This is a genomic window from Streptomyces viridosporus (assembly GCF_002078235.1).
Taxonomy (GTDB): Bacteria; Actinomycetota; Actinomycetes; order Streptomycetales; family Streptomycetaceae; genus Streptomyces; species Streptomyces viridosporus.
Genome location: NZ_MSGP01000359.1, coordinates 1 through 25393, shown reverse-complemented (window position 1 = coordinate 25393; position 25393 = coordinate 1). Strand labels below are relative to the sequence as shown.

Annotated in this window: 26 protein-coding genes; 12 read left to right on the top strand and 14 right to left on the bottom strand. The window is 72.9% G+C overall.

Going from position 1 to position 25393, the window contains the following annotated elements; all coding sequences use genetic code 11:
* Positions 1–52 precede the first annotated feature (52 nt).
* The 7 genes from B7L92_RS24990 to B7L92_RS24960 form a co-directional block, all read right to left on the bottom strand.
* Entirely contained in the window at positions 53–859 is an 807-nt protein-coding gene (locus tag B7L92_RS24990) for an SURF1 family cytochrome oxidase biogenesis protein (RefSeq protein WP_081239668.1), read from the bottom strand.
* Positions 860–908: 49 nt separating this feature from the next.
* Positions 909–1142 (bottom strand): metallothionein, encoded by a 234-nt coding sequence (locus B7L92_RS24985; protein WP_004989865.1) that lies wholly within the window; start codon positions 1140–1142, stop codon positions 909–911.
* A 118-nt stretch (positions 1143–1260) separates the two neighbouring features.
* A complete protein-coding gene (locus B7L92_RS24980) occupies positions 1261–2244 on the bottom strand; it encodes a DEDDh family exonuclease (RefSeq protein WP_081239667.1) in 984 nt (327 codons plus the stop codon).
* Positions 2245–2316: 72 nt separating this feature from the next.
* Positions 2317–3324, bottom strand: a complete 1008-nt coding sequence (locus tag B7L92_RS24975; RefSeq protein WP_081239666.1) for a CopD family protein — start codon at positions 3322–3324, stop codon at positions 2317–2319.
* Between the two features lie 148 nt (positions 3325–3472).
* Positions 3473–4861, bottom strand: coding sequence for a CoA transferase (locus B7L92_RS24970; protein ID WP_081239665.1), 1389 nt, complete (start codon positions 4859–4861; stop codon positions 3473–3475).
* Positions 4862–4977: 116 nt separating this feature from the next.
* A complete protein-coding gene (locus tag B7L92_RS24965; RefSeq protein ID WP_081239664.1) occupies positions 4978–6513 on the bottom strand; it encodes a S8 family peptidase in 1536 nt (511 codons plus the stop codon).
* A gap of 61 nt (positions 6514–6574) precedes the next feature.
* Entirely contained in the window at positions 6575–8107 is a 1533-nt protein-coding gene (locus tag B7L92_RS24960; protein WP_081239663.1) for a S8 family serine peptidase, read from the bottom strand.
* Between the two features lie 345 nt (positions 8108–8452).
* Between B7L92_RS24960 and B7L92_RS24955 the strand changes: the two genes are divergently transcribed.
* From B7L92_RS24955 to moaA, 3 genes are all read left to right on the top strand, one after another.
* On the top strand, positions 8453–8809 hold the full coding sequence (locus tag B7L92_RS24955) for a DUF485 domain-containing protein (RefSeq protein ID WP_081239662.1): 357 nt from the start codon (positions 8453–8455) through the stop codon (positions 8807–8809).
* A complete protein-coding gene (locus B7L92_RS24950; protein WP_081239661.1) occupies positions 8806–10434 on the top strand; it encodes a monocarboxylic acid transporter in 1629 nt (542 codons plus the stop codon). Before B7L92_RS24955 ends, B7L92_RS24950 begins: the two co-directional genes overlap by 4 nt.
* A 157-nt stretch (positions 10435–10591) precedes the next feature.
* Positions 10592–11581, top strand: coding sequence for a GTP 3',8-cyclase MoaA (moaA, locus tag B7L92_RS24945; protein ID WP_218030472.1), 990 nt, complete (start codon positions 10592–10594; stop codon positions 11579–11581).
* Between the two features lie 8 nt (positions 11582–11589).
* Here moaA and B7L92_RS24940 read toward each other — a convergent pair whose 3' ends face one another.
* Together B7L92_RS24940 and B7L92_RS24935 are read right to left on the bottom strand one after the other, a co-directional pair.
* Positions 11590–11814: a hypothetical protein gene (locus tag B7L92_RS24940; protein WP_016826872.1), complete on the bottom strand. Its 225-nt coding sequence runs from the start codon at positions 11812–11814 to the stop codon at positions 11590–11592.
* Positions 11815–12070: 256 nt separating this feature from the next.
* The gene (locus B7L92_RS24935; protein ID WP_081239659.1) at positions 12071–12469 is read right to left on the bottom strand and encodes a DUF3099 domain-containing protein; all 399 of its coding nucleotides are present in this window, start codon (positions 12467–12469) and stop codon (positions 12071–12073) included.
* Between the two features lie 244 nt (positions 12470–12713).
* Between B7L92_RS24935 and B7L92_RS24930 the strand changes: the two genes are divergently transcribed.
* Positions 12714–12998, top strand: a complete 285-nt coding sequence (locus B7L92_RS24930) for a GlsB/YeaQ/YmgE family stress response membrane protein (RefSeq protein ID WP_081239658.1) — start codon at positions 12714–12716, stop codon at positions 12996–12998.
* A gap of 151 nt (positions 12999–13149) precedes the next feature.
* Here the strand turns inward: B7L92_RS24930 and tyrS are convergent, their stop codons facing one another.
* The 3 genes from tyrS to B7L92_RS24915 all read right to left on the bottom strand — a co-directional run bounded on the left by tyrS (position 13150) and on the right by B7L92_RS24915 (position 17485).
* On the bottom strand, positions 13150–14418 hold the full coding sequence (gene tyrS / locus B7L92_RS24925; protein WP_081239657.1) for a tyrosine--tRNA ligase: 1269 nt from the start codon (positions 14416–14418) through the stop codon (positions 13150–13152).
* 66 nt (positions 14419–14484) lie between these two features.
* Complete coding sequence (locus B7L92_RS24920) at positions 14485–15879, bottom strand: metallopeptidase TldD-related protein (RefSeq protein ID WP_081239656.1); 1395 nt, start codon at positions 15877–15879, stop codon at positions 14485–14487.
* An 82-nt stretch (positions 15880–15961) separates the two neighbouring features.
* Complete coding sequence (locus B7L92_RS24915; protein WP_081239669.1) at positions 15962–17485, bottom strand: TldD/PmbA family protein; 1524 nt, start codon at positions 17483–17485, stop codon at positions 15962–15964.
* A gap of 437 nt (positions 17486–17922) precedes the next feature.
* On the opposite strand from B7L92_RS24915, the gene B7L92_RS42670 reads away from it, so the two are divergent.
* The 4 genes from B7L92_RS42670 (at position 17923) to B7L92_RS24895 (ending at position 20255) form a co-directional block, all read left to right on the top strand.
* Positions 17923–18051 carry a hypothetical protein gene (locus B7L92_RS42670; protein WP_255311123.1) on the top strand — a complete coding sequence of 43 codons (129 nt, stop codon included), beginning with the start codon at positions 17923–17925 and terminating at the stop codon, positions 18049–18051.
* Between the two features lie 186 nt (positions 18052–18237).
* Entirely contained in the window at positions 18238–18957 is a 720-nt protein-coding gene (gene fabG, locus B7L92_RS24905; protein ID WP_081239655.1) for a 3-oxoacyl-[acyl-carrier-protein] reductase, read from the top strand.
* Between the two features lie 5 nt (positions 18958–18962).
* Positions 18963–19730 (top strand): enoyl-ACP reductase FabI, encoded by a 768-nt coding sequence (gene fabI / locus B7L92_RS24900; protein WP_081239654.1) that lies wholly within the window; start codon positions 18963–18965, stop codon positions 19728–19730.
* 177 nt (positions 19731–19907) lie between these two features.
* Entirely contained in the window at positions 19908–20255 is a 348-nt protein-coding gene (locus tag B7L92_RS24895; protein WP_081239653.1) for a hypothetical protein, read from the top strand.
* Here B7L92_RS24895 and B7L92_RS24890 read toward each other — a convergent pair.
* Positions 20233–20949, bottom strand: a complete 717-nt coding sequence (locus tag B7L92_RS24890; RefSeq protein WP_081239652.1) for a FadR/GntR family transcriptional regulator — start codon at positions 20947–20949, stop codon at positions 20233–20235. The genes B7L92_RS24895 and B7L92_RS24890 overlap by 23 nt on opposite strands.
* A 70-nt stretch (positions 20950–21019) precedes the next feature.
* On the opposite strand from B7L92_RS24890, the gene B7L92_RS24885 reads away from it, so the two are divergent.
* The 4 genes from B7L92_RS24885 to B7L92_RS24875 all read left to right on the top strand — a co-directional run bounded on the left by B7L92_RS24885 (position 21020) and on the right by B7L92_RS24875 (position 23488).
* Positions 21020–22354 carry a CynX/NimT family MFS transporter gene (locus B7L92_RS24885; protein ID WP_081239651.1) on the top strand — a complete coding sequence of 445 codons (1335 nt, stop codon included), beginning with the start codon at positions 21020–21022 and terminating at the stop codon, positions 22352–22354.
* A 52-nt stretch (positions 22355–22406) separates the two neighbouring features.
* The gene (locus tag B7L92_RS42665; RefSeq protein WP_004989916.1) at positions 22407–22523 is read left to right on the top strand and encodes an SGM_5486 family transporter-associated protein; all 117 of its coding nucleotides are present in this window, start codon (positions 22407–22409) and stop codon (positions 22521–22523) included.
* Positions 22524–22698: 175 nt separating this feature from the next.
* Positions 22699–22905 (top strand): hypothetical protein, encoded by a 207-nt coding sequence (locus B7L92_RS24880; protein ID WP_016826882.1) that lies wholly within the window; start codon positions 22699–22701, stop codon positions 22903–22905.
* A gap of 64 nt (positions 22906–22969) precedes the next feature.
* Positions 22970–23488, top strand: a complete 519-nt coding sequence (locus B7L92_RS24875; RefSeq protein WP_081239650.1) for a SixA phosphatase family protein — start codon at positions 22970–22972, stop codon at positions 23486–23488.
* A gap of 78 nt (positions 23489–23566) precedes the next feature.
* Here B7L92_RS24875 and serB read toward each other — a convergent pair whose 3' ends face one another.
* Positions 23567–24775 (bottom strand): phosphoserine phosphatase SerB, encoded by a 1209-nt coding sequence (gene serB / locus B7L92_RS24870; protein ID WP_004989923.1) that lies wholly within the window; start codon positions 24773–24775, stop codon positions 23567–23569.
* Positions 24776–25393: the final 618 nt, after the last annotated feature.

Here is a 25393-nt window from a genome sequence, read left to right as displayed (position 1 = left end):
CGCCGCGGGCCGGGGCGGGTCGGGGCGCGGTGTGCGGGCCGGCCGGCGCCGGCTAGACCGCCGCCGGTTCCGCGTCCTCGGCGTCCGCCTCCCCGGTCTTCCCGGCGGCCGCCTCCGCGCGGTCCCGGACCTCGCGGCGGACCAGGACCACCCAGCCGACGGGGACGCCCGCGGCGAACAGCCACCACTGGACGGCGTACGCCATGTGGTTGCCGATGCCGTCGTGCTCGGGGTCGGGGATCGGCACCGGGGTGTCCCCGGCCGGGCGGGGCTCGGTCAGGTCGATGTAACCGCCGAGGACCTGCCGGTCGAGGCGTTCGGCCGCCTGTCCGCTGCTGATCAGCATGACCTGCCGGTCGGGCAGCCCTTCGAGGTCCTTGATGCCGCTGGCCTCGGTCGTCTGGTCCGGCATCAGCCGGCCGGTGACGGTGATCTCCCCCTCCGGCGGGGCGGGGATCTCGGGGAACTCGGTCTGGCTCGGCCCGTCGGAGGGGATCCAGCCCCGGTTGACCAGGAGGACCTTGCCGTCGTCGAGCACGAAGGGGGTCAGCACGTGGTAGCCGACCTCGTCGTTCGCGTTGGTGCGGCGGCGCACGACGACCTCGCCGTCGGTGTCGAAGCGGCCCTGTGCCGTCACCCTGCGGTACCGGTCGTCCTCGTCGACCTTCGCCCCGGGCGAGGTCAGGGACTCGACCGGCACCGGCCTCTCGGCCAGGGAGCCGGCGATCGCCCGGTTCAGCGCGACGCGGCGCTCGTGGCGGTGCAGCTGCCAGAAGCCCAGCTCGATCATCGTCGGGACGAGCACGAGCACCACAAGGGTGAGGATCACCCACTGGCGGGACAACAGGAAGCGGTACACCCCACGACCGTACAACTCGGTCGCCGGACCCCCAAAGGCGGGTGCGCCCTCACACCCGGTCGACGATCCCCGTCCTCCCCTCCGCGCGGGCGCAGTGGGCGCCGCAGTACCAGTGGCCGTCGGCCTCGACGCCCTGGCCGATGATCTGCACCCGGCAGTGCTCGCAGATCGGGGCCATGCGGTGGATCGCACAGGCGAAGCAGTCGAAGACGTGCACCGCGCCCTGCGCGTGCACCTCGAAGGTCATTCCGTAGCTGTTGCCGCACACTTCACATGTCGCCATGCGCCACAGGGTGGGCCGTCGGCCCGGCGCGGGCGAGCGGGCGGCGGGCGAGTCGCCCGGCAATCACCCGTCCGCGCGGTCCGCCTCCTCCGGTTCGCGGACCGCCCCGCCGCGCCGGTCAGCCGTCCGCGGCGGGTTCGACGTCCCCGAGGAGCTGGCCGAACGCGGCCTCGTCGACGACCGGAGTGCCGTACTGCCGGGCCTTGACCGCCTTGGAGGTGCCCGAGTCCGGATCGTTGGTGACGAGGAGGCTGGTGAGCCGGGACAGACTGGTGGCGACGTGCAGCCCGGCCTCGGTCGCGCGGTCCTCCAGCAGCTCCCGCTCGACGGAGGTGTCGCCGGAGAAGGCCACCCGCATGCCCTGCTTGAGCCGCCCGCCCGGTGCGTAACGCCCCGGGTTGGGGTAGGGGCAGGCGGGTCTCCTGCGGGACGGGCGCCAACCGGTCGGCCGGTAGCCGCCGGGCGCCGCCGGCTGTCCGGTGCGGGGCCGGTCCGTCCACTCCGTCAGCGGCCGGCACTCGTGCAGCGGCAGCCGCACCCCGCTCGCCGCCGCGGCCCGCAGGCTGGGCCGGAACGCCTCCGCCAGCACGCGCGCGTCGTCCAGCGCGTGGTGCGCCCGCCGCTGGACGACACCGAAGTGCGCGGCGAGCGACTCCAGCTTGTGGTTGGGCAGCGGGAGTCCCAGTTCCTTCGAAAGGGCGATGGTGCACAGCCGCTGCTTGACCGGCGCCTCGCTCCGGGCGCGGGCGTACTCCCGGGCGATCATCTGCCAGTCGAAGACGGCGTTGTGCGCGACGAGCACCCGGCCCTCGAGCCGGGTCGCGAACTCCTCGGCGACGTCGCGGAAGAGGGGCGCCCCCTCCAGCGCCTCGCTCGTCAGGCCGTGGATCCACACCGGGCCCGGGTCCCGCTCCGGATTGACCACCGTGTACCAGTGGTCCTCGACCTCACCGCGCGCGTCCAGCCGGTAGACGGCCGCGGAGACGATGCGGTCGTCGCGGGCCAGCCCCGTGGTCTCCACGTCGACGACCGCGTATCCCTGCGGATACGCGGCCGGCCACACGGTGGGGGAGGACGCCGCGGTCGTGAGGTCTTCGAGCATGGTTCATGAGGATACGGGCCACGACCGACAGCGCCGACCGTCAGGTGCCGCCCGCGGCCCGCCCACCGGTCCTCACCAGCGGATCGGTACCGGCACGGCCGTCAGCAGACCCGAGACGGCGACCACCACGCCCAGCAGGTACACCTCCGCCCGCGCGGGGGTGGCGGCGGTCAGCGGGTCGGCCGCGCGGGCGAGCCGGACCCGGGCCCACAGGGCGAGGGCGGCGACCCCGGCCATCAGGATCACCTTGGCGAGCAGGACGCGCCCGTACGCCGTGTCCGTCAGCTGCTCCAGGATCGTCTCCGGCGGCATCCGGCGCAGCGAACTCCCCACCCCCGTCGCGGTGAGGGCGGCGAGCAGGAGGGCCGCCAGGCGCGCGTAGCGCCCCAGTAGCGCGGTGCCCGCCTCCGTCCCCCGCCACAGTCGCAGGACGCGCAGCGCGTACAGCAGGCCGCCCACCCACAGGGACGAGCAGGTCAGGTGCACCAGCGTCAGCCCGGAGCCGAGGAGCGGGCTGTACTCGGTGGTCGGGTGCGCGCGCAGGGCCTCCGCGACGATCACCACGGCCAGCGGCAGGACCTGGGTGCCCGGACGGCGGGAGGCGGCGCACAGGGCCGCCGCGAGGAACGCGTTGACCTCCAGGAGGGCGAGCTTGCCGTCCCGGGTCGCGTACAGGCCGCCGACGTCGACGGCGGCCGGGCTGTCGGGGATCAGGTTGCCGGTGGCCACCACGGAGGCGAGTCCGAGGGCGGCCGCGAAGCCGACGGCGCCCGCCGCGACGGACCAGCTGCGGGGCAGGGCCGCGGGAGCACCGGGCACGGAGCGGACCAGGCGGTTGATGAACAGCTCGCCGACGGATATGGACAGCGCCGCGAACAGCACCGTGCGCAGCAGGGCTATGCCGCCGGTGCCGGGCGCGTCGGCCTCCCCGGTGCCGTGCAGCGCGGGGGACGGGCCGAGGAGCGGTATCAGCGAGGCCAGTGCCACCAGCACGATCACGGCGACGGCCCGGCCGGCGCCGGGGCGCCCGGCACCTTCGCGCGTACCGGTCGCCCTGGACCTGGGATTCGTCAGACTCACCCCAGGATCTTCGCCAGTGCCCACAGAACCGGGCAAGTCCGCGACGGGAGGACGGCGTGAAATTCCGCATCGATGGGGCATTTCGGTCCGTCGGCCGCTCCGGCCCCCAACTCGCCGCGGAGGAGCGGCCGTCGGTCCCGGCCCGGTCTCACCCCCAGCGCGCCGGATCGGCCGCCCACGGCCCGGGCGGCCGTGCCCAGTCGTCCGGACCGCCGGCGAACGACACCGGGGACAGCGCGTACCGCAGCGTTCCCAGGGGGCTCTCCCGCCGCGCGAGCCAGGCGTCGGCGGGCACCTCCCCGGACTCCCCTCCGTCCGGGGCTCCCCCGGTTCCCGCCCGCGCGTCCGCGGCCCCGTCGAGCAGCCACCCCGCGGTCCGCGCCAGCGCCACCCGCACGATCCTGCTGCCGCCCTCGTCCAGTTGCTCGGTGAGCGCCCGCAGCACCCCGGCCGCCAGCAGGTACCCGGTGCCGTGGTCGAGGGCCTGGGCCGGCAGCGCGCCGGGCCGACGGGGCGAGCCCTCGGTCGCCGCGATCCCCGTGGCCGCCTGCACCAGACTGTCGAAGCCGCGCCGGCCACCCCACGGCCCGCGGGTGCCCCACGCCGACAACTGGGCCACCACCACGCCGGGCCGGCGCTCGGCCAGCGCCCCGGGAGCCGGTCCGAGGCGCTCCAGCGCGCCCGGACGGTACCCGGTGACCACCACGTCCGCCGTCGCGAGCAACTCCTCGAAGGTGCTCCGGTCGGCCGCCAGGTCCAGCCGCGCCGACCGCTTCCCGAACCCCGTGTCGGCGTGCTGGTCGGGAAGTTCGGGCAGCCACGGGGCGTCCACGCGCAGCACGTCCGCGCCGAGCAGGGCGAGCGTGCGGGTGGCGACCGGCCCCGCGACGACCCGGGTGAGGTCCAGCACCCGCAGCCCGGCGGCGGGCAGCAGCGGATCCCGGCCCGCGCGCGTGCGCTCCCGCGGGGGCGCGGAGTCCAGCCGCCCCCGCTCCACCAGGGGAAGCCGTCCCACCGCCGCGCCCTGCTCGTGCGCCGCCCACTCCCCGGGCGTCCGCAGGGCGACGGCGAGGCCCCCGGCCGCGTGCACGGCCTCCTCGGTCTCCCGCGCGGACCGCTCGGCGAGCGCCGCCGCCACCGCCTCCGGACGGTCCGGCACACCCAGCGCGGTGAGCAACCGGGCCCGGTGGTGCGGGTAGTTGGCGTGGGTGCGCACCCATCCGTCCGCCGTGCGCCAGAACCGCGACAGGGGTGCGAAGGCGACCGGCGCCCGCCCGTCGATCCGCAGGTGGCGCTCGCTGACGAACGCCGTCGCCACGGCCCCGTCGTCCACCCGCACCGCCGGTACGCCGACGAGGCCGGCCCGCCGCGCCCCCAGCTCCGCGGCGGCCAGTGCGCACGCGCCCACGCAGGCGCGCGCCGTCTCCCGTACCGGCAGGCGCGCCCGCAGCGCACCGGGGCGTTCGACGGTCGACACGCGCGCGAGGAGGGCGGGGTCGCCGCCCAGTGCGGACCAGGCGGTCGCGAGAGGATCCATGACTGCACTATGCAGTATTGACTCGATCAATGCGGGAGGGGCCGGTCACGGGCCCGGACAGCGGAAGGGCCGGGCGCGACGCCTGGCCCACCGCTCTCACGGATCCTGCCCGACGGCTACCGCGTCACCGCGTCCAGCGCGTCGGCCGTGCCCCAGCCGTAGAAGCCGTTGCGGTTCTTCGGGCCCTCGCACACCGCGTCGACCTTGCCGTCGCCGTTGATGTCGTACGGGTCCGTGCACGCGGTGGCGTCCGCCTGCGCGTACAGCAGGGCCTTGACCAGCGACGGCGGGGCGTACGGGTGCGTCGACTTGATCAGCGCCGCGACACCCGCGACGTGCGGGGCCGCCATCGACGTGCCCGCCATGTAGCCCCACCTGCCGCCGGGCAGCGGGCCCAGGATCAGGCCGCTGGTGGCGGGGGCCTGCGGCGGCTGGTACGCCGTCGAGTCGCCGCCGGGCGCGGCGATGTCGACGACCCCCCGGCCGTAGTTGGAGAAGGACGACTTCAGCCCCTTGGCGCCGGTCGCCGCGACCGTCACGACACCCGGCAGCTGGGTCGGTATGTCGAGGCACTCGGAGGGGTCGATCACCCGGTCCGACGGCGGGCCGTCGTTCGGGGAGACCGGGTCGGTGATCTCGTCGGCCGAGAGGTCGTAGTTCTCGTTGCCGGCCGCGGCCACATTGACCGCGCCCTTCTTCTCCGCGTACCGCGACGCCCGGGTGACGGCCTCGACGAGCGCCTTCTGGTCCGGGTCGTTCTTGCAGTTGAAGTACCAGGGGTCGGTGTAATAGCTGTTGTTGGTCACGTCGACCCCGTGCTCGGCCGCCCACATGAAGCCGCACACCACGGCCTCGGTGTAGAAGTAGCCGTCCGGGTTGGACACCTTGATGCCGGAGACCTTCACACCGGGCGCGACACCGGTCATGCCGACGCCGTTCTTGGCGGCGGCGATCTCCCCGGCGACGTGCGTGCCGTGCGCGCTCTCCGACGGCCCGGGCCGCCAGGCGCCCTCGCTGGTGTCCGGCTTGCCCGACACGCAGTTGACCGACGCGGCCCGGTCGAAGTTGGGCGCGATGTCGGGGTGGGTGTCGTCGACGCCGGTGTCGATCACGGCGACGGTGACCTTCGGGCTGCCCAGCGACTTCTCGTGGGCCTTGTCCGCCTTGATGGCGGGCAGGTCCCACTGCAGCCCCTGGAGCGGGTCCTGGCCCGCGGCGGCCTCGGCCCCGGCCTCGGCGACCTCCGCCGCGCTGAGCACCTTCGGGGCGCCGGTGTCGGTGGTGGCCGCCGACGGCAGCGGCGCGTTGCGGGTGGCCCCGGCCGAGTGCACCCCGGGCACCTTGCGGACGGCCCCGGCGAAGTCGGGGTTCGAGGAGTGGACGACGACGACGCCGATCCTGTCGTACGACGTCACGATGGTGCCGCCGGCCTTGCCGATCGCCTTCTTCACCTGTGCCGGTACGCCGTGGCCGGCACGGACGTTGACGACGTAACTGAGCGGGGTCGCGTCGGCGGAGGACGCGGCCGCGCCGGCCGCCGGAGGGGCGGTCGGCGCGGCCGTGGCCGCGGTGTTCGGCAGGAAGGCGAGCGCCGTGGCCATGGCCATCCCGGCCGGTATCACGAGCGCGCGGCGGGGGCGAGACGCGGTCATGGTGTCTCCAGTTCGTTCACGAAGGACGGGCGGGCGGACCCGAAGTCCGCATCCAGCGGGCTCACTTGACGGCGCGCAGCGCGTTGACGACGCCGAAGCCGTAGAAGCCGTTGACCCGGCTCCCGCCCTCGCACGTCGCGTCCTGCACGCCGTCGCCGTCCTGGTCGTAGGACTCCGGGCAACCCGGGTTGTCCGCCTGCGCCTTCAGCATCGCCTGCAGCGCGGCCGGGGAGGCCCACGGGTGCTTGGACTTCAGCAGCGCGGCGACTCCGGCGGCGTGCGGCGAGGCCATCGAGGTGCCCTGCAGGAAGGCGTACTGGCCGTTCGGCATGGTGGACAGGATGCGCCCGTCCTTCGACGGCGTGTCCGGCAGCTGGTAGCGGCGGTCGCCGCCCGGCGCCGCGACGTCCACGACCCCCTTGCCGTACGTGGAGTAGTACGACTTGAGGTTGTGGACGCCCGTCGCGCTGACCGTGACCACACCCGGCAGCTGCGTCGGGAGGTCGAGGCACTCGCTCGGGTCGATGGTGCGCGTCACCGGCGTGGTGTCGTTGGGGCTGGTGGCGTCCTCGATGGCGTCCGAGGCCAGATCGTGGTTGGAGTTGCCGGCCGAGGCGACGTGCAGGGTGCCCTTGCGCTGGGCGTACAGCTGGGCGCGGTTGACCGCGTCGAGGATCGCCTTCTGGTCCGGGTCGTCCTTGCAGTTGTACAGCCACGGGTCCACGTAGTAGCTGTTGTTCGTGATCTCGACGCCGTGGTCGGCGGCGAACACGAAGGCGCAGACGACGTTCTCCGGGTAGAAGAGGCCGCTGTCCGGGTCGCTCACCTTGATGCCGGAGACCTTCACGCCGGGCGCGACACCGGCGACGCCGATGCCGTTGCGGGCGGCGGCGATCTCACCGGCCACGTGGGTGCCGTGGTAGTCGTCGTCCGTGTACGGACGCCAGGCGCCCTCACTGGTGTCCGCCTTGCCGCCGACGCAGTTGGCCGACTGGGCGGCGGAGAAGTTCGGGGCGAGGTCCGGGTGGGTGTCGTCGACGCCGGTGTCGATCACGGCGACGGTCACCTTGCTGCTGCCCGGGTTGATCCGCGCGGCCTTGTCGGCGCCGATCGCCCGCAGGTCCCACTGGTCGGCCTCGAGCGGCTCGCTGCCGGGGGTCCTGGCGGAGGCGGCCCGCGTCCTCGCGGCCTCGGCGGCCGTCACGTAGTCGGCGGCGCCGACGTCCGTGGTGCCGGCGGGGGTCAGCGGCGCGGTGCGGGTGGCGCCGGCGGACTGGACGCCGCGCGCCTTGCGTATCTCCTTGCCGAAGTCCGGGTTCGCCGAGTGGACGACGATCACGCCGATCCTGTCGTACGTGACCACGACGGTCCCGCCGGCCGCGGCGATCGCCTTCTCCACCGACGCGATCGTGCGGCGGTCCACCTTGGTGTTGACGACGTACGCCAGGGCGGGCGCGTCCGTGGCCCGCTCGACCACCGGTGCCGTCCGCTCGGCCGCCGAAGCCGCCGCGGGCAGGAAGCCGAGCGAGGCGGTCAGGGACAGCGCGACGGGCACGGCGAGGGCGAGACGGCGTCTGGACCGCAGATGAGCCATGGGGTCTCCACATCATCCGGAAACGAAACCGGCCCGAGACACAGGTGGTGCTCGGGCAGGTACATGACGGGGTGGTGCAGGGTGAAGCTATCCCGCGATGTCGCTGGCCAGCAACGATTTCCCGTAAGGACTTCACAAAGAAGGTCCCGGATGTCCCGCGGCCCTCCCACGAGCCGTTCCCACGCCGTTCCCGCGCCGTTCCCCGCGACCTCCGCCGCGACGTGTCCCGGAAAGAAGCGAACACGGTTGAACCGGTCCTCGCGTGGCGCCGTGCCCTTGTGCAGGAAGCGCGAGGACACTCGCCTTCCGTCCCCGTCCGACCGCACCACTACGCGAGGAGACTCCGTGGCCGCCGAAGCACCGCCCCCCTCGACAGAACAACACAAACTCCCCACCCCCGAGGAGTTCACCGAGGTGCAGGAGAGCGCGGAGTTCGGTGAACTGCGCCGCTCCCACCGCTCCTTCGCCTTCCCGCTGACCGTCGCCTTCATCGCCTGGTACCTGCTGTACGTCCTGCTCTCCAACTACGCGGGCGGCTTCATGGGCACCGAGCTGTTCGGCAACATCAACGTCGCCTTCGTCTTCGGCGTCCTGCAGTTCGTCACCACGTTCCTCATCGCGTGGTGGTACTCCCGGCACGCCGCCACCAAGCTCGACCCCAAGGCCGAGGCCATCAAGACCCGTATGGAGGGCGGCGCATGAGCCCCGCGATCACCCAGGTCCAGCTCGCCGCGAACGAGGCCAGCGAACACCGGCCGCTCATCATCACGCTGTTCGCGCTGTTCGTCGTCGCGACGCTCGGCATCACCGTCTGGGCCGGCCGCCAGACCAAGGACGCCGCCGACTTCTACGCGGGCGGGCGCCAGTTCAGCGCCTTCCAGAACGGCCTCGCGGTCTCCGGCGACTACATGTCGGCCGCGTCCTTCCTCGGCATCGCGGGCGCCATCGCCCTCTTCGGCTACGACGGCTTCCTCTACTCCATCGGCTTCCTGGTCGCCTGGCTCGTGGCGCTGCTCCTGGTCGCCGAGCCCCTGCGGAACTCCGGCCGCTACACCATGGGCGACGTCCTCGCCTACCGCATGCGCCAGCGCCCCGTGCGCACCGCGGCCGGCACCTCCACCATCGTGGTGTCGATCTTCTACCTGCTGGCCCAGATGGCGGGCGCGGGCGTCCTCGTCTCGCTGCTGCTCGGCATCACCTCCGACGCCGGCAAGGTCCTCATCGTCGCCCTCGTCGGCGTCCTGATGATCGTGTACGTCTCCATCGGCGGCATGAAGGGCACCACCTGGGTGCAGATGGTCAAGGCCGTGCTGCTCATCGGCGGCACCCTCCTGATCACCTTCCTGGTGCTGCTGAAGTTCAACTTCAACATCTCCGACCTGCTGGGCAAGGCCGCCGACAACAGCGGTCACGGCGCGGCCTTCCTGGAGCCCGGCCTCCAGTACGGCGCGACCGGCACCACCAAGCTGGACTTCATCTCCCTCGGCGTCGCCCTGGTGCTCGGCACCGCCGGCCTGCCGCACATCCTCATCCGCTTCTACACGGTGCCCAACGCCAAGGCCGCCCGTAAGTCCGTGAACTGGGCCATCGGCATCATCGGCGGCTTCTACCTGATGACCATCGCCCTCGGCTTCGGCGCCGCCGCGCTCATCTCGCGGGACGAGATCATCGCCTCCAACCCGTCCGGCAACACGGCCGCGCCGCTGCTCGCCCTGCACCTGGGCGGCGTCGACTCGACCTGGGGCGCGATCCTGCTGGCCACCATCTCGGCGGTCGCCTTCGCCACGATCCTCGCCGTGGTCGCCGGTCTCACCCTCGCCTCGTCGTCCTCCTTCGCGCACGACATCTACGCCAACGTCATCCGCAAGGGGAAGGCCACGGAGAAGGAGGAGATGCGGGCGGCCCGCTGGGCGACCGTCCTCATCGGCATCGTCTCCATCGCGCTCGGCGCCCTCGCCCGCGACCTCAACGTGGCCGGCCTGGTCGCGCTGGCGTTCGCGGTCGCCGCGTCCGCCAACCTGCCGACGATCCTCTACAGCCTGTTCTGGAAGCGGTTCACCACCCAGGGCGCGCTGTGGTCGATCTACGGCGGCCTCGTCGTGGCCGTCGGCCTGGTGCTGTTCTCGCCCGTGGTCTCCGGCGACCCCACGGCGATGTTCCCCGACGTCGACTTCTCCTGGTTCCCGCTGAAGAACCCGGGCCTCATCTCCATCCCGTTCGGCTTCCTGATGGGCTGGCTGGGCACCGTCCTGTCCAAGGAGGAGCCCGACGCCAAGAAGTACGCGGAGCTGGAGGTCCGGTCGCTGACCGGCACCGGCGCCCACTGACCCGCACCCCGGACGGCCGCGCCGCGGAGACCCCCGCAGGTCTCCGCGGCGCGGCCGCGGTGCGTCCCGGTCGGCACGGGCCGCTGTGGCTGTCGGCGGTGTCACGTAGGCTCGCGGGTACGGGTATATGAGTGATCCGCGTCGAGGGAGGAGCCAGGTGCTCATCGACACCTACGGCCGAGTGGCCACCGACCTGAGGGTCTCGCTCACCGACCGGTGCAATCTGCGGTGCACCTACTGCATGCCCGAGGAGGGCCTGCAGTGGCTGGCCAAGCCGGACCTGCTCACGGACGACGAGATCGTGCGCCTCATCGGCATCGCCGTCACCGGCCTGGGTATCGAGGAGGTCCGCTTCACCGGCGGCGAGCCGCTGCTGCGCCCCGGCCTGGTCGGCATCGTCGAGCGGGTCGCCGCGCTCCGGCCGCGCCCGCAGACGTCCCTCACCACCAACGGCATCGGGCTGCGGCGCACCGCGGCGGCCCTGAAGGCGGCGGGCCTGGACCGGGTCAACGTCTCCCTCGACACCCTCCGCCCGGACGTCTTCAAGGCCCTCACCCGCCGCGACCGCCACCAGGACGTCCTGGACGGCCTGCACGCGGCCCGCGAGGCCGGGCTGACCCCGGTGAAGGTGAACGCGGTCCTGATGCCGGGGCTCAACGAGGACGAGGCCCCCGACCTGCTCGCCTGGGCCGTGGAGCACGACTACGAACTGCGTTTCATCGAGCAGATGCCCCTGGACGCCCAGCACGGCTGGCGGCGCGACGGCATGATCACCGCCGGTGACATCCTGACCTCCCTGCGCACCCGCTTCGACCTGACCCCGGAGGGCGAGGAGGCGCGCGGTTCGGCACCGGCCGAGCGCTGGCTGGTCGACGGCGGCCCGCACCGCGTCGGCGTCATCGCCTCCGTCACCCGCCCCTTCTGCCGCGCCTGCGACCGCACCCGCCTCACGGCCGACGGGCAGATCCGCACCTGCCTGTTCGCCACCGAGGAGACGGACCTGCGCGCGGCCCTGCGCTCCGGCGCCCCCGACGAGGAGATCGCCCGCCTCTGGAGGCTGGCCATGTGGGGCAAGAAGGCGGGCGCGGGCCTGGACGACCCGTCCTTCGTCCAGCCGGACCGCCCGATGTCGGCGATCGGCGGCTGACCGGAGGGCTACGCCTCCCCGGGCACCTGCCACTCCTCGAACCGCACGACGTCCTTCAGGAACCCGCGCACCCCGAGGAACTGCGACAGGTGCTCGCGGTGCTCCTCGCACGCCAGCCACGTCTTGCGCCGCTCCGGCGTGTGGACCTTCGGGTTGTTCCAGGCGAGCACCCACACGGCGGCGGCACGGCAGCCCTTGGCGGAGCAGATCGGCGTCTCGGGATCAGGGACCATCACACCGCCGACCCTAACCCGATCGGCCCAGTGCGCGGATACGGGGAAAAGGCGACGCCGAGCAGCCACGGGGGGAGCTGCCCGGCGTCGGTCCGTCGCTCCGACGGGGGATGCGGAGCGCGTACGAAGTATGTCACGGGTCACCCCGCCCCCGGCACCGGAACAGCATGATTGATCTGAGCTTTTCTTGAGCTTGGCGGGGAAGCGTCTTCCGCTCGGTGCCGTTTCCGGTGCCGTTTCCCGTCCGGTCCGGTCCTCACAACCGCTCGGTGCGCTCCGTCCGCGCGCCCGGAGCGGGCCCGGAAGCCACGTCCTCCGCGTCCGGTTCCGCGTCGTCCTCGTCCTGCTGCGACGACGCGATCATCGGCTTCATCGGCGTCGTCACGAACGTCGACGGCAGCGACGGCGGGCTCTCGCGCCCCGCGTTGGCGATCACCACCGCGATGTAGGGCAGCACCGCCCCCAGGACCAGCGCCACGATCGCCACGTGTCGCTCCACGCTCCAGAGCGTGGCCGCGAGGATGACCGAGACCGTACGGATGGTCATCGAGATCACGTAGCGCCGCTGTCGCCCGCGCACGTCGTCCTGGAGACCCGCCCGAGCGCCGGTGATCCGGAACACCGGGACGCTGCCGCCGCCATGTTGCTTCCGCATCACATCTCACCATCCGCCCGCATCGGACTCTTCCCGACCCTGACCGTGCCGTGACCGGTCGGGGACACCGGGCCCGGACAGGTCCACGTTACGCCGCGCCCGCCCGGGTCACGAGACCGGGTCGCCCCGTGTCCGTCCGCCCGGCCCGCGCCCCCGTGGGGACGGCACCACCCGACGTGCGACGCACCGGGGCTCGCCCGACACTGGCCGTAATGCTCGCGTCACGTCGTACGAGGAGGCAGCCATGGGCTGGTTGTGGGCGATCATCGTGGGATTCGTACTCGGTCTGATCGCCAAGGCGGTGATCCCGGGCAAGCAGCACATCCCGCTGTGGCTGAGCACCATCTGCGGCATCGTCGGCGCTCTCGTGGGCAACGCCGTAGCCCGCGGCTTCGGCGTGGCGGCGACGCCGGGCATCGACTGGAGCCGGCACATCTTCCAGGTGGTGGCGGCGGTCGTCATCGTCTTCTTCGTCGACATGCTCTACAACGCGATGCAGCGCAGGCGGCACCAGGGACAGCGGGTCTGACACGCGCCGCGGGCGCGCGGCGGCGGGGCGGGCGTACGACGACAGGACGGACGCACGGCGGTGGGGCGGGCGCACGACGACGGGGCGGTCTCCGGCACGTCCCGGAAACCGCCCCGTCGGGTGAGGGCCTTCGGCCTGTCCGGCCGCCCGCTCAGGCGCCCGTGACCTCCACCGCCGCCAGGTTCTTCTTGCCCCGGCGCAGCACCAGCCAGCGCCCGTGCAGCAGGTCCTCCCGCGCGGGCACCGCGTCCTCGGCGGTGACCTTGACGTTGTTCACGTAGGCACCGCCCTCCTTCACCGTGCGCCGCGCGGCCGACTTGCTCGCCACCAGGCCGACCTCGGCGAACAGGTCGACGACCGGGCCGAGCTCGGACACCCGGACGTGCGGCACCTCGGCGAGGGCCGCCGCCAGGGTCCTCTCGTCCAGGCCCGCCAGCTCGCCCTGGCCGAAGAGGGCCTTGGACGCGGCGATCACGGCGGCCGTCTGGTCGGCGCCGTGCACCAGGGTCGTCAGCTCCTCCGCCAGGGCGCGCTGGGCGGCCCGGGCCTGCGGCCGCTCCTCGGTCTGCTGCTCCAGCTCCTCCAGCTCCGCACGGGACCGGAAGGACAGGATGCGCAGGTAGCGGGAGATGTCCCGGTCGTCCGTGTTCAGCCAGAACTGGTAGAACGCGTACGGCGTCGTCATCTCCGGGTCGAGCCAGACGGCGCCGCCCTCGGTCTTGCCGAACTTGGTGCCGTCCGCCTTCGTCATCAGCGGCGTCGCGTAGGCGTGGACGGTGGCGTCCGGCTCCAGCCGGTGGATCAGGTCCAGCCCGGCCGTGAGGTTGCCCCACTGGTCGCTGCCGCCCTGCTGGAGCGTGCAGCCGTACCTCCGGTACAGCTGGAGGAAGTCCATGGCCTGCAGCAGCTGGTAGCTGAACTCCGTGTAGCTGATGCCCTCGGAGGACTCCAGGCGCCGGGCGACGGAGTCCTTCGTCAGCATCTTGTTGACGCGGAAGTGCTTGCCGATGTCCCGCAGGAACTCGATGGCGGAGAGGTTCTGCGTCCAGTCCAGGTTGTTGACCATCTCGGCCGCGCCCTCGCCCTCGAAGGACAGGAACGGCTCGATCTGGCCGCGCAGCCGCTCGACCCAGCCGGCGACGGTCTCCGGCGGGTTCAGCGTGCGCTCCGCGGTCGGGCGGGGGTCGCCGATCTGGCCCGTGGCCCCGCCGACCAGCGCCAGCGGCCGGTGACCGGCCTGCTGCAGCCGGCGCAGCGTGAGCACCTGCACCAGGTGCCCCACGTGCAGCGACGGCGCGGTCGGGTCGAAGCCGCAATAGAACGTGACGGGACCGTCCGCGAGCGCCTTGCGCAAAGCGTCCTCGTCGGTGGACTGGGCGAACAGCCCGCGCCACTTCAGCTCGTCGACGATGTCCGTCACGGTTCTCGTGTCTCCTCGATGGTCTTCGGCCGGCCGGGTGGCGGCCGCTTGCGAACGCCTACGAGGTTATACGCCCTGGCTGACCGAGCTCATATTGAAATCGGGGACGCGCATCGCCGGCATGGCCGCCCTGGTGAACCAGTCGCCCCACTCCCTGGGCAGCGTCTTCTCCGTGCGCCCCGCCTCCGTGACCCGGCCCAGCAGGTCCACCGGCGACTCGTTGAACCGGAAGTTGTTGACCTCGCCGGTCACCTCGCCGTTCTCGACGAGGTAGACGCCGTCCCGGGTGAGACCGGTGAGCAGCAGGGTCGCCGGGTCGACCTCGCGGATGTACCACAGGCAGGTCAGCAGCAGCCCGCGCCCGGTGGCCGCCACCATCTCCTCGAGGGAGCGGTCCTCGCCCCCGTCGAGGATCAGGTTGTCGATCCCCGGTGCCACGGGCAGCCCGGTCAGGTCCGCGCTGTGCCGGCTGGTGGTCAGACGGTTCAGCTCGCCCTCGCGGATCCACTCCGTGGCCGTCAGCGGCAGCCCGTTGTCGAACACCGACTGGTCGCCTCCGGAGGAGTGCGCGATCACGAAGGGCGCCGACTCCAGACCCGGCTCGCCCGGGTCGCTGCGCAGGCTCAGCGGCAGCCCGGTCAGCCGCTCGCCGATCCGGGTGCCGCCGCCCGGCTTGGAGAACACCGTGCGGCCCTCGGCCGCGTCCCGGCCCGAGGCCGACCACAGCTGGTAGATCAGCAGGTCCGCCACGGCGGTCGGCGGCAGCAGCGTCTCGTACCGGCCCGCGGGCAGCTCCAGGCGCCGCTTCGCCCAGCCGAGCCGTACGGCCAGCTCGGCGTCGAGCGACGCCGGGTCCACGTCCTTGAAGTCCCGCGTGGCCCGGCCCGCCCACGCCGAGCGGGTACGGTCCGGCGACTTGGCGTTCAGCTCCAGCGTCCCGTTCGGCTGGTCGTGCCGCAGCCGCAGCCCCGTCGACGTCCCCAGGTAGCTGGAGACCATCTCGTGGTTGGCGAAGCCGTACAGCTCCCGGCCGCCCGCACGGGCGCGGGCGAACGCCTCGCCGAGCGCCGGCGCGAAGTCGGCGAACACGGCCGAGGACGTCTCGGCCGGCGCCTCCGTGAACCCGGGCGACGGCGCCACACCCGTGACCAGCGGCCGGGCGTCCTCGGCCGGCCCCGCCCCCCGCGCGGCGGCCTCGGCCGCCCGCACCACGGGCTCCAGCTCGTCCACGGTCACCGCGGACCGGGACACCACCCCGGAGGCGGTGCCCTGCGCGCCGTCCACCGTGGCGACCACGGTGAGGGTGCGCCCGCGCGTGACCCCGTTCGTGGTCAGCGCGTTGCCCGCCCAGCGCAGGTTGGCGGTGGAGTGCTCGTTGGCGATCACGACGCAGCCGTCGGCCCGGGACAGCTCCAGGGCCCGCTCGACGACCTCGTGCGGCCTGCTGGTGCGCGTGCTCATCGACCGGCCTCCTGCGTGGTGTCGAGGCTGTGCTTTCCCGGGGGGCGACCCCCGGACCCCCGGCCGAATCCGGTGCTGGCGCTCATCGACCGGCCTCCTGCGTGGTGTTGAGGATGTTGACTCCCTTGAAGAGGGCGGACGGGCAGCCGTGCGAGACCGCCGCCACCTGCCCCGGCTGGGCCTTGCCGCAGTTGAAGGCACCGCCCAGGACGTACGTCTGCGGACCGCCGACCGCGGCCATGGAACCCCAGAAGTCGGTGGTCGTCGCCTGGTAGGCGACGTCCCGCAGCTGCCCCGCGAGCCGCCCGTTCTCGATCCGGTAGAAGCGCTGCCCGGTGAACTGGAAGTTGTACCGCTGCATGTCGATGCTCCACGACCGGTCGCCGACGACGTAGATGCCCCGGTCCACGCCCCCGATCAGGTCCTCCGTCGACAACCCGGCGGGATCCGGCCGCAACGACACGTTGGCCATGCGCTGCACCGGCACATGGGCGGGGGAGTCCGCGAACGCGCATCCGTTGGACCGCTCGAACCCGGTGAGCCGCGCGATCCGCCGGTCCAGCTGGTAGCCGACCAGCGTGCCGTCCTTCACCAGGTCCCAGGACTGCGCCTCGACGCCCTCGTCGTCGTAGCCGACGGTCGCCAGGCCGTGCTCGGCGGTGCGGTCGCCGGTGACGTTCATCGCCTCCGAGCCGTACTTCAGCTTTCCGAGCTGGTCGAAGGTGGCGAAGGAGGTCCCGGCGTAGGCCGCCTCGTAGCCGAGCGCGCGGTCCAGCTCGGTGGCGTGCCCGATGGACTCGTGGATGGTCAGCCACAGGTTGGAGGGATCGACGACCAGGTCGTACAGCCCCGGTTCGACGCTCGGCGCCCGCATCTTCTCGGCGAGCAGCTCCGGGATCCGCTCCAGCTCGTCGTCCCAGTCCCAGCCGGTGCCCCCCAGGTACTCCCAGCCGCGGCCGACGGGCGGGGCGAGGGTGCGCATGGAGTCGAACTCCCCGCTGGAGTCGTCCACCGACACGGCCGTGAACACCGGGTGCAGCCGGACGCGCTGCTGGGTGGTCACGGTCCCGGCGGTGTCGGCGTAGAACTTGTTCTCGTGCACGGTGAGCAGCGAGGCGTCCACGTGGTCCACCCCGTTCGCCGCCAGCAGCCGCGCGCTCCACTCGGCCAGCAGCCCGGCCTTCTCCCCGTCGGGCACGGTGAACGGATCGACCTCGTACGACGACACCCAGGTCCGGTCGGCGTGCACCGGCTCGTCGGCCAGCTCCACCCTCTCCTCGGACCCCGCGGCCCGGATCACCTCGGCGGACAGCTTCGCCATCGCCACCGCCTGCGAGGCGACCTTGGCGGCGGCGTCGAGGGTCAGGTCCACCCCGGAGGCGAAGCCCCACGTCCCGCCGTGCACCACGCGCACCGCGTACCCGAGGTCGGTGGTGTCCGACGACCCGGCGGGCCTGGCGTCCCGGAACCGCCAGGACGCGTTGCGCACCCGCTCCAGGCGGAAGTCCGCGTGCTCCGCCCCGAGCGCCCGCGCGCGGGCCAGCGCGGCGTCGGCGAGGGGGCGCAGGGGGAGGGCGAGGAACGACTGATCGACTTCATGGGGCATGAAGGAGATCTCCCTGATGCTCGGCGAGAGCGGCGTCTTCACCGCACCGAGCAGTGAACCATGGCGAGCGAAGTGCCGGGGCAGCCATCGGTTCCGCCTGCCGACGAGCCCTGGCCACCGCCCCGGTCTCGCACATGGCCCGTCCCGTGCGGGGCGACGCGGTCGGAGCACGGGTGGCGCGTCGGCTCGACGACCCGGCTGCCGAGCCGGGAGGGAGCCGGTCACCGGACCGCGTTGGACGCCTTCCTCCGGCAGCGGGCCACGGAGCTGCTCGCCACCGGCACGCCCGGTTTCGTGGGGACCGTACGAACGCCGGACCTCACGGGCACTTCCCGAAGGCGAGGGAGGAGCTGGACGCCCGGATCACCGAGATCCCCCTCACCCGGGAGGTGCGTGACGGGGCGGCCCCGCCGGCCGGCCGGCTGAGGGCGCCGGACGTGATCCATGTGACCTGCGCCCTGTCCCTGCGGGACGACCCGACCGCCGTGGTGACCTACGACCGCAGGATGCCGGAGACGGCTCGCGCCGAAGGGCCGCCCGCTCACGCACCGGGCACGGCGGACTGATCGGAGCCGTCCCGACGGACGCGCCGACTGTAGGAACCCGACAGGAGGCCCCGGGAGGCACTGTCGGTGCCCGAATGTCCTCCGGTGCATCCGGACCGATAGGTTCTCAAGGAAGCCGCCTGTCGTCGGCGCCCGTCCTCCGGGCGTTCGGGCGGGGCACGAAACCGCTATCGAAAGGGTGATCCGTTGAGCCGCTCGGTTCTCGTCACCGGAGGCAACCGGGGCATCGGCCTCGCCATCGCCCGCGCGTTCGCCGAAGCCGGCGACAAGGTCGCCATCACGTACCGCTCGGGGGAGCCGCCGGCCGCCCTGGTGGAGCTGGGCTGCCTGGCCGTCAAGTGCGACATCACCGACAGCGAGCAGGTGGAGCAGGCCTACAAGGAGGTCGAGGAGGCGCACGGCCCCGTCGAGGTCCTCGTGGCCAACGCCGGCGTCAACAAGGACCAGCTGCTGATGCGGATGTCGGAGGAGGACTTCACCTCCGTCGTCGACACCAACCTCACCGGCACCTTCCGCGTCGTCAAGCGCGCCAACCGCGGCATGCTGCGGGCCAAGAAGGGCCGCGTCGTGCTGATCTCCTCGGTGGTCGGGCTGCTCGGTTCCGCGGGACAGGCGAACTACGCCGCCTCCAAGGCCGCCCTGGTCGGCTTCGCGCGCTCCCTCGCCCGTGAGCTGGGCTCGCGCAACATCACCTTCAACGTCGTCGCGCCCGGTTTCGTCGACACCGACATGACCCGGGAGCTCACCGAGGAGCAGCAGACGAAGATCCTCGCGCAGGTGCCGCTCGCCCGGTACGCGCAGCCGGAGGAGATCGCCGCGACGGTGCGGTTCCTCGCCTCGGACGAGGCCTCGTACATCACTGGAGCCGTCATCCCCGTTGACGGCGGACTGGGAATGGGTCACTGAACACCATGAGCGGAATCCTCGAGGGCAAGCGCGTCCTGATCACCGGTGTGCTGATGGAATCCTCCATCGCCTTCCACACCGCCAAGCTGGCACAGGAGCAGGGCGCCGAGATCATCCTGACCGCGTTCCCGCGGCCCACCCTGACCGAGCGCATCGCCAAGAAGCTGCCCAAGCCGGCCAAGGTCATCGAGCTCGACGTCACCAACGACGAGCACCTGGGCCGCCTGGCCGACGTCGTCGGCGAGGAGCTGGGCGGCCTCGACGGCGTCGTGCACTCCATCGGCTTCGCGCCGCAGGACGCGCTCGGCGGCAACTTCCTGAACACGCCGTTCGAGTCGGTCGCCACGGCCATGCACGTCTCGGCGTTCTCCCTGAAGTCGCTGACCATGGCCTGCCTGCCGCTGATGCAGAACGGCGGCTCGGTCGTCGGCCTCACCTTCGACGCGCAGTACGCCTGGCCGCAGTACGACTGGATGGGCCCGGCCAAGGCCGCCCTGGAGGCGACCAACCGCTACATGGCCCGCGACCTGGGCAAGCAGAACATCCGCTGCAACCTCATCTCGGCGGGCCCGATCGGCTCCATGGCGGCCAAGTCCATCCCGGGCTTCAGCGAGCTGGCCTCCGTGTGGGACACCCGTGCCCCGCTGGAGTGGGACCTGAAGGACCCGGAGCCGGCCGGCCGCGGCGTCGTCGCCCTGCTGAGCGACTGGTTCCCGAAGACCACCGGCGAGATCGTCCACGTCGACGGAGGCCTGCACGCCATCGGCGCGTGAGCGCGGCCGACCCGGCCCGAGGGCCGTCCGGGGCCCGCACCCCCCACGGGGTGCGGGCCCCGGACGTATCACCCGTTCGGCTCAGCAGCACGGGCGGGCCGGGACGTCGGCAGGGCACCGTGGAGCAACGCGTCCGTCGCGTGATCCCCTCCCCAGCACGGCCGAGGAGGTCTCCCTGTGCGCCTGTTCCGCCTGATCCCGACGGCCGCGGCCGTCGCCTTCGTGGTCGTCCTGCCGTACGAGGCGGTGGCGCACCCACGTGCGTATCCCGCCGAGGCGCAGTCCGACGATCTGTTCGGCGCCGCCTGCCGGGTCCGCGTCGACGGCTCCCAGGTGACCGCCTACTGCCACAACCCCTATCCGGACACCGATCGCGTCAGCCTGCACGTCGAGTGCGTCCACTGGTGGGACCTCGACAGCGACGGCGCCCCGGTGGCCGCGGGGCCCGCGCAGACCGTGCAGCTGACCGGACGCTGCTGGAAGGAGGTCCGAACGGCGTGGGTCACCCACCGGAGGGCGGACTGAGCCGTCCGTCGCCGGCCGGTCCGGGCCGCCCCGGCCGGCACGCCAGCGGATAGGCGGCGGCCTCCTCGGCCGCCGTCGCCCCGTCGCCCGCGCGGATCGCGTCCACCAGCCGACCGTGGTCCATGCGCGTCTCCGGAGTCAGCTCCCGGCCCACGTCGCCGCGCAGCCAGTCCCGCAGCACCTCGCCCAGATCCGCGTACATCGCGGTCATCACGTCGTTGTGCGAGGCGGCCACGACGGCCAGGTGGAACGTCGCGTCCGCCGCCACGAACGCCTCCGCCTCACCCGACTCCCAGGCCTCCTCGCGGCGCAGCAGCAGCGCGTCGAGCTGCTTGAGGTCCTTCTCCGTGCGCCGCTCGGCGGCCAGCCGCGCCGCGGCCGACTCCAGGGTGGCGCGGAGCTCGGCGATGTGCCGGGGGTCGGCGCCGGCGAAGCGGCGGTGCATCACGCCGGCCAGTTCGCTCGTGGCCGCCACATAGGTGCCCGAACCCTGGCGGATGTCCAGCAGCCCGTTGTGCGCGAGCGCGCGGACGGCCTCGCGGACCGTGTTGCGGGCGACCCCCAGTCGCTCGACCAGCTCCGGCTCGGTGGGGATGCGCGAGCCGACCGGCCATTCGCCCGAGGTGATCTGGGCCCGCAGTGCGGCGATGACCTGCTCGGACAGTGCCGAACGGCGAGGATGACTCAAAGGCATGGTCCACCTTCGCACGGCGGGGGTGCCGGACGGCGATCTGGACAACGGCCATAAATCATCCCATGATTCTATGATGGGCTTCATGTCCAGCAAGGAGACCCGGACGCACGAGTCCACGACCGTACGCGCCCAGACCAGGCCCGACATCCCGGAGAGCCGGGGCGCCGTGCCGCGCGCGTGGACCACGCGGCTGCTGGTCGTCGGCGTCGTGCTGGCCGCGCTGAACCTCCGCCCCGCCATCACCAGCCTGGGCGCGCTGCTCGAGGAGGTCCGCGACGGGCTCGGCATGAGCGGCAGCGTGGCCGGGCTGCTCACCTCGGTGCCCCCGCTGTGCTTCGCCGTCTTCGGTGTCGCCGCGCCCCGGCTGGCCCGGCGCTTCGGCACCGGCGCGGTGGTCTGCGCCGGCATGGCCGCCATCGGCACCGGCCTGCTGGTCCGTCCGTTCACGGGCGGCACGGTGGGCTTCCTGGCCGCCACCGCCCTCGCGCTGATGGGCATCGCCGTCAGCAACATCCTGATGCCGGTCATCGTCAAGCGGTACTTCCCCGACCGGGTCGGCTCCATGACCGGCCTGTACTCGATGGCCATGGCCCTGGGCACCGCCGCGGCGGCCGCGACGACCGTGCCGCTGACCGACGCCGTGGGCGGTGACTGGCGCTCGGGCCTCGCCCTGTGGGCGGCCCTCGCCCTCGCCGCCGTGCTGCCCTGGCTCCCGTTCGTACGGGAGCGGGGCGCGGCACCGGCCGAGCGGGCACCCGGTGAGCGGGTGCCCGGGCGCGCGGTGGCGCCCGCGGAGCCCGAGTCCGCGGCGGCGCCCGCGCTGCGCATCACGCGCAGCCGTACCGCCTGGGCACTGGCCGTCTTCTTCGGGCTCCAGGCGACCGTCGCCTACATCACCATGGGCTGGATGCCGCAGATCTTCCGGGACGCGGGCGTGCCCGCGGACACGGCCGGACTGCTGCTGGCGGTCATCATGGTGATGGGCGTGCCGCTGGCCTTCGTCATACCGCGCCTCGCCGCGCGGCTGCCCCACCAGGGGCCGATCGTGCTCGTGCTGGGGGCGAGCGGCCTCGCCGGGTACGCCGGCCTGTACTTCGCACCGGCCGCCGGCGCCTGGGCCTGGGTGCTGCTGCTGGGCGTCGCCAACTGCGCCTTCCCGCTGGCACTGACCCTGATCGGGATGCGGGCCGGGACCGGCGCGGGCGTGGCCCAGCTGTCGGCCTTCGCGCAGAGCGCCGGCTACCTGATCTCCATCCCGGGACCGCTCCTGGTGGGCGTGCTCTACCAGCACAGCGGCGGCTGGGGGCTGCCGATCGCGCTGATGGCCGGCCTGATGGTCCCGCAGACGATCGTGGGCTTTCTGGCGGGCCGGGCCCGCACGGTGGAGGAGGAGGCGGCCCACTGACCCCTCCGACCCCGGAGCCCGCCGCGGGGGAGAAAGATGCGAGACTTGCCCCATGCCAGTCCTCGACCCGAATCCGCAGAACGGCCAGAAGAAGATGCTGCTCGTCTTCGGGGCCTTCTTCGCCATCTTCATCGTCATCGGGGTGATCGCGACCTTCCTCGCGCCGTGACGGCCCGCGCCGCCCGTCCGGGCGGCCGTGGTGGTGCTGGCCCCCTGTCCCCTAGGGGGCCGGGCTCAGGGTCAAGTGGGTGGATCACCGGATGGGTTGGCGCCCGGGGAGTCCGTACCTTCGAGATGTGGCCGCGAGAGCGGGCCACGGACCACGCGAAGGACGGAGGCCTCCCATGTCGGCGCCCACGCACACCCGGCTCCATCCGGCCCCCCGGGGCGGTGCCGACACCAGGCTGCCGTGGTGGGCCCTCGCCCTGCCCGTGCTCGCCTTCGTCACGCTGCTGGCCCTGGTCCTGAACCCCTCCGACGCCCCCGCGGCCGCGGGGGAGCCCGCGCTCACCCACCTCGTCGAACGCGCCCAGCAGCTCATAACCGGCTGAACACCCCGGAAGCTGCCGTCAACTCCCTGCGCCCCGTGGCCTGTTTCGTGCGAAGCTGGGTTCCATGAGCGTCGCAGAACCCCGCAGGATTGTCCTTTTCCGGCATGCGAAAGCCGACTGGCCCCCGGTGTCCGACCATGAGCGCCCGCTCGCCGAGCGGGGCCGCATGGATGCCGCAGTCGCCGGACGCAAGCTCGCCGACACCGGCATCGCCTTCGACCTGGCCCTGTGCTCCACCGCGGTCCGGACCCGGGAGACCTGGAAGCTCGCGGTCCAGGAGTTCCCGCAGCGACCGAAGACCGTCTACGAGGAGCGGATCTACGAGGCTTCGCCCGGCGAGCTGATCGCCCTGCTCAACGAAACCCCCGACGACGCGCAGAACGTCCTCCTGGTCGGCCACAACCCGGGCGTCCAGGGACTCGCCGACATCCTGGCCGGCGCGGCCGAGGGCGACGCCCTCGAGCGGATGAGCCGCAGGGGCTACCCGGCCGCCGCTTTCGCCGTCCTGTCCTTCACCGGTCCCTGGAAGACCCTGGAGCCCGGTGTCGCCACGCTGCTCGACTACTGGGCGCCGACCGAGTGACACCCCCGGCACGACGGCAGGGCCCGGCCCTCCCGGACGCGGGGGAGCCGGGCCCTGCCCGTGACGTGACCGGGCGGCTCAGTCCCCGCCGGGTGTGTCGGCCGCCTCGACCTCTTCGCGGGTGACGCCCAGCAGGTACAGGACCGTGTCGAGGAAGGGGACGTTCACCGCGGTGTGGGCCGCCTGGCGCACCACCGGTTTGGCGTTGAAGGCGACACCGAGACCCGCCGCGTTGAGCATGTCCAGATCGTTGGCGCCGTCGCCGATCGCCACGGTCTGCGACAGCGGCACCCCCGCCTCGGTCGCGAACCGGCGCAGCAGCCGGGCCTTGCCCGCCCGGTCCACGATCTCGCCGGTGACCCGGCCGGTCAGCTTCCCGTCGACGATCTCCAGGGTGTTCGCCTGGGCGAAGTCCAGTCCCAGCCGGTCCTTCAGGTCGTCCGTGACCTGGGTGAACCCGCCGGACACCACGCCGACTTGGTAGCCGAGGCGCTTCAGCGTACGGATCAGGGTGCGGGCGCCCGGCGTCAGCCGCACCTCGCTGCGCACCTTGTCCACCACGGAGGCGTCCAGCCCCTCCAGCAGTGCCACCCGCGCGTGCAGCGACTGCTCGAAGTCCAGCTCCCCGCGCATCGCCGCCGCCGTCACCTCGGCGACCTCGTCCTCGCAGCCGGCGTGCGCGGCGAAGAGCTCGATCACCTCGTCCTGGATGAGGGTCGAGTCCACGTCCATGACGACCAGGCGCTGCGCCCTCCGGTACAGCCCCGCCGCGACCACGGCGATGTCGACCCCGAGCCGGGCCGCGTCGGTCACCAGCGCGGTGCGCAGTGGCTCCGTCTCCACTCCGGACACCGCGAACTCCACTGCGGTCACCGGGTACTTGGCGAGCCGGAAGATGCGGTCGATGTTGCCGCCGGCCTTGGTGATCCGTGCGGCGATCGCCGCCGTCGCCTCCGAGGTGAGGGGGTGGCCCAGCACGGTGACCAGGGAACGGCCGAGCCCGCGCGGCCGGTTGTCGCCGATGCCGGAGATGATCTCCGCCTGCATCTTCATCGAGTCCGCCCAGTTGTGGACGGTCGCCCGCAGGTCCCCTTCCAGCCCCCGGGGCGGCTCGGTCACGAGTGCGCAGAGCACGATGCGGCCACGGGTGACGACCTGCTCGATGTCGACCACGTCGACCGAGTAGGCGGCGAGGGTGTCGAAGAGGCCGGCCGTGATGCCCGGCCTGTCCTTGCCGAAGATCTTGACAAGGAGGGTGGGGAGCTCGGAGGTCTGCGATGCGCTCATGGTGTTACCACCGTATCCGGCACCCCGTGCCCAGCGCCCCCGAGGTCCGCCTGACGGACAGCGAACACCGGGCGTCGCCGAGGTGTCCCGGACCTTGCGTCCGCCGCCTCGCCGCCCCGCCGGCAGCGGCTGCCCGCCGCCCGCGCCTCCGCACACGCCGTCGTCCCCGTCCGGCCCCGGGATCAGCGCCCCTCGCCCGGCCCGCGCGGCGCCGGGGGAGGCGGCGGAGGCGGTGGCACCTCCTCCGGCCACCACGACGACCGCTCCGTGCCGCGCGCCCCGTCCCGTGGCCCGGGGCCCCGTCCGGGCCCGCGCCGGAGCGGTCCGACGGGACCGGTCACGGTGGGTGTGCCATGGACGTCGTCGGGCCCGTCGCGGTCACCGGGAGCCGGCGGACCGCCGGGCGGCCGTGCGTCCTCGGGGGGCCGCGCGTCCTCCGGAGACCGTGACCTCTGCGGCTCACGCGACTCCCGCGGGTCACGCGGTTCCTGCGGCACCCGCAGATATGGATTGGTGTCAGGGTTCGGTGGCCGGTGCGGAGCACCCGGCGTGTACGGCCCGCGCACCGCGGCGGCGGATCGCGCCCCCCGCTCCCGGTGTCCGAAGCCCTCCGCGGGC

What these genes read in the sequence shown, in the direction of transcription:
- B7L92_RS24885 (WP_081239651.1), top strand. Translation starts at nt 21,020, where the DNA reads ATGATGGGCTTCATGTCCAGCAAGGAGACCCGGACGCACGAGTCCACG.
- B7L92_RS24965 (WP_081239664.1), bottom strand. Translation starts at nt 6,513, where the DNA reads ATGACCGCGTCTCGCCCCCGCCGCGCGCTCGTGATACCGGCCGGGATG.
- B7L92_RS24930 (WP_081239658.1), top strand. Translation starts at nt 12,714, where the DNA reads ATGGGCTGGTTGTGGGCGATCATCGTGGGATTCGTACTCGGTCTGATC.
- B7L92_RS24960 (WP_081239663.1), bottom strand. Translation starts at nt 8,107, where the DNA reads ATGGCTCATCTGCGGTCCAGACGCCGTCTCGCCCTCGCCGTGCCCGTC.
- B7L92_RS24915 (WP_081239669.1), bottom strand. Translation starts at nt 17,485, where the DNA reads ATGCCCCATGAAGTCGATCAGTCGTTCCTCGCCCTCCCCCTGCGCCCC.
- B7L92_RS24985 (WP_004989865.1), bottom strand. Translation starts at nt 1,142, where the DNA reads ATGGCGACATGTGAAGTGTGCGGCAACAGCTACGGAATGACCTTCGAG.
- B7L92_RS24880 (WP_016826882.1), top strand. Translation starts at nt 22,699, where the DNA reads ATGTCGGCGCCCACGCACACCCGGCTCCATCCGGCCCCCCGGGGCGGT.
- fabI (WP_081239654.1), top strand. Translation starts at nt 18,963, where the DNA reads ATGAGCGGAATCCTCGAGGGCAAGCGCGTCCTGATCACCGGTGTGCTG.
- B7L92_RS24940 (WP_016826872.1), bottom strand. Translation starts at nt 11,814, where the DNA reads ATGGTCCCTGATCCCGAGACGCCGATCTGCTCCGCCAAGGGCTGCCGT.
- B7L92_RS24935 (WP_081239659.1), bottom strand. Translation starts at nt 12,469, where the DNA reads ATGCGGAAGCAACATGGCGGCGGCAGCGTCCCGGTGTTCCGGATCACC.
- B7L92_RS42665 (WP_004989916.1), top strand. Translation starts at nt 22,407, where the DNA reads ATGCCAGTCCTCGACCCGAATCCGCAGAACGGCCAGAAGAAGATGCTG.
- B7L92_RS24875 (WP_081239650.1), top strand. Translation starts at nt 22,970, where the DNA reads ATGAGCGTCGCAGAACCCCGCAGGATTGTCCTTTTCCGGCATGCGAAA.
- B7L92_RS24950 (WP_081239661.1), top strand. Translation starts at nt 8,806, where the DNA reads ATGAGCCCCGCGATCACCCAGGTCCAGCTCGCCGCGAACGAGGCCAGC.
- serB (WP_004989923.1), bottom strand. Translation starts at nt 24,775, where the DNA reads ATGAGCGCATCGCAGACCTCCGAGCTCCCCACCCTCCTTGTCAAGATC.
- B7L92_RS24980 (WP_081239667.1), bottom strand. Translation starts at nt 2,244, where the DNA reads ATGCTCGAAGACCTCACGACCGCGGCGTCCTCCCCCACCGTGTGGCCG.
- B7L92_RS24970 (WP_081239665.1), bottom strand. Translation starts at nt 4,861, where the DNA reads ATGGATCCTCTCGCGACCGCCTGGTCCGCACTGGGCGGCGACCCCGCC.
- B7L92_RS24920 (WP_081239656.1), bottom strand. Translation starts at nt 15,879, where the DNA reads ATGAGCACGCGCACCAGCAGGCCGCACGAGGTCGTCGAGCGGGCCCTG.
- B7L92_RS24890 (WP_081239652.1), bottom strand. Translation starts at nt 20,949, where the DNA reads ATGCCTTTGAGTCATCCTCGCCGTTCGGCACTGTCCGAGCAGGTCATC.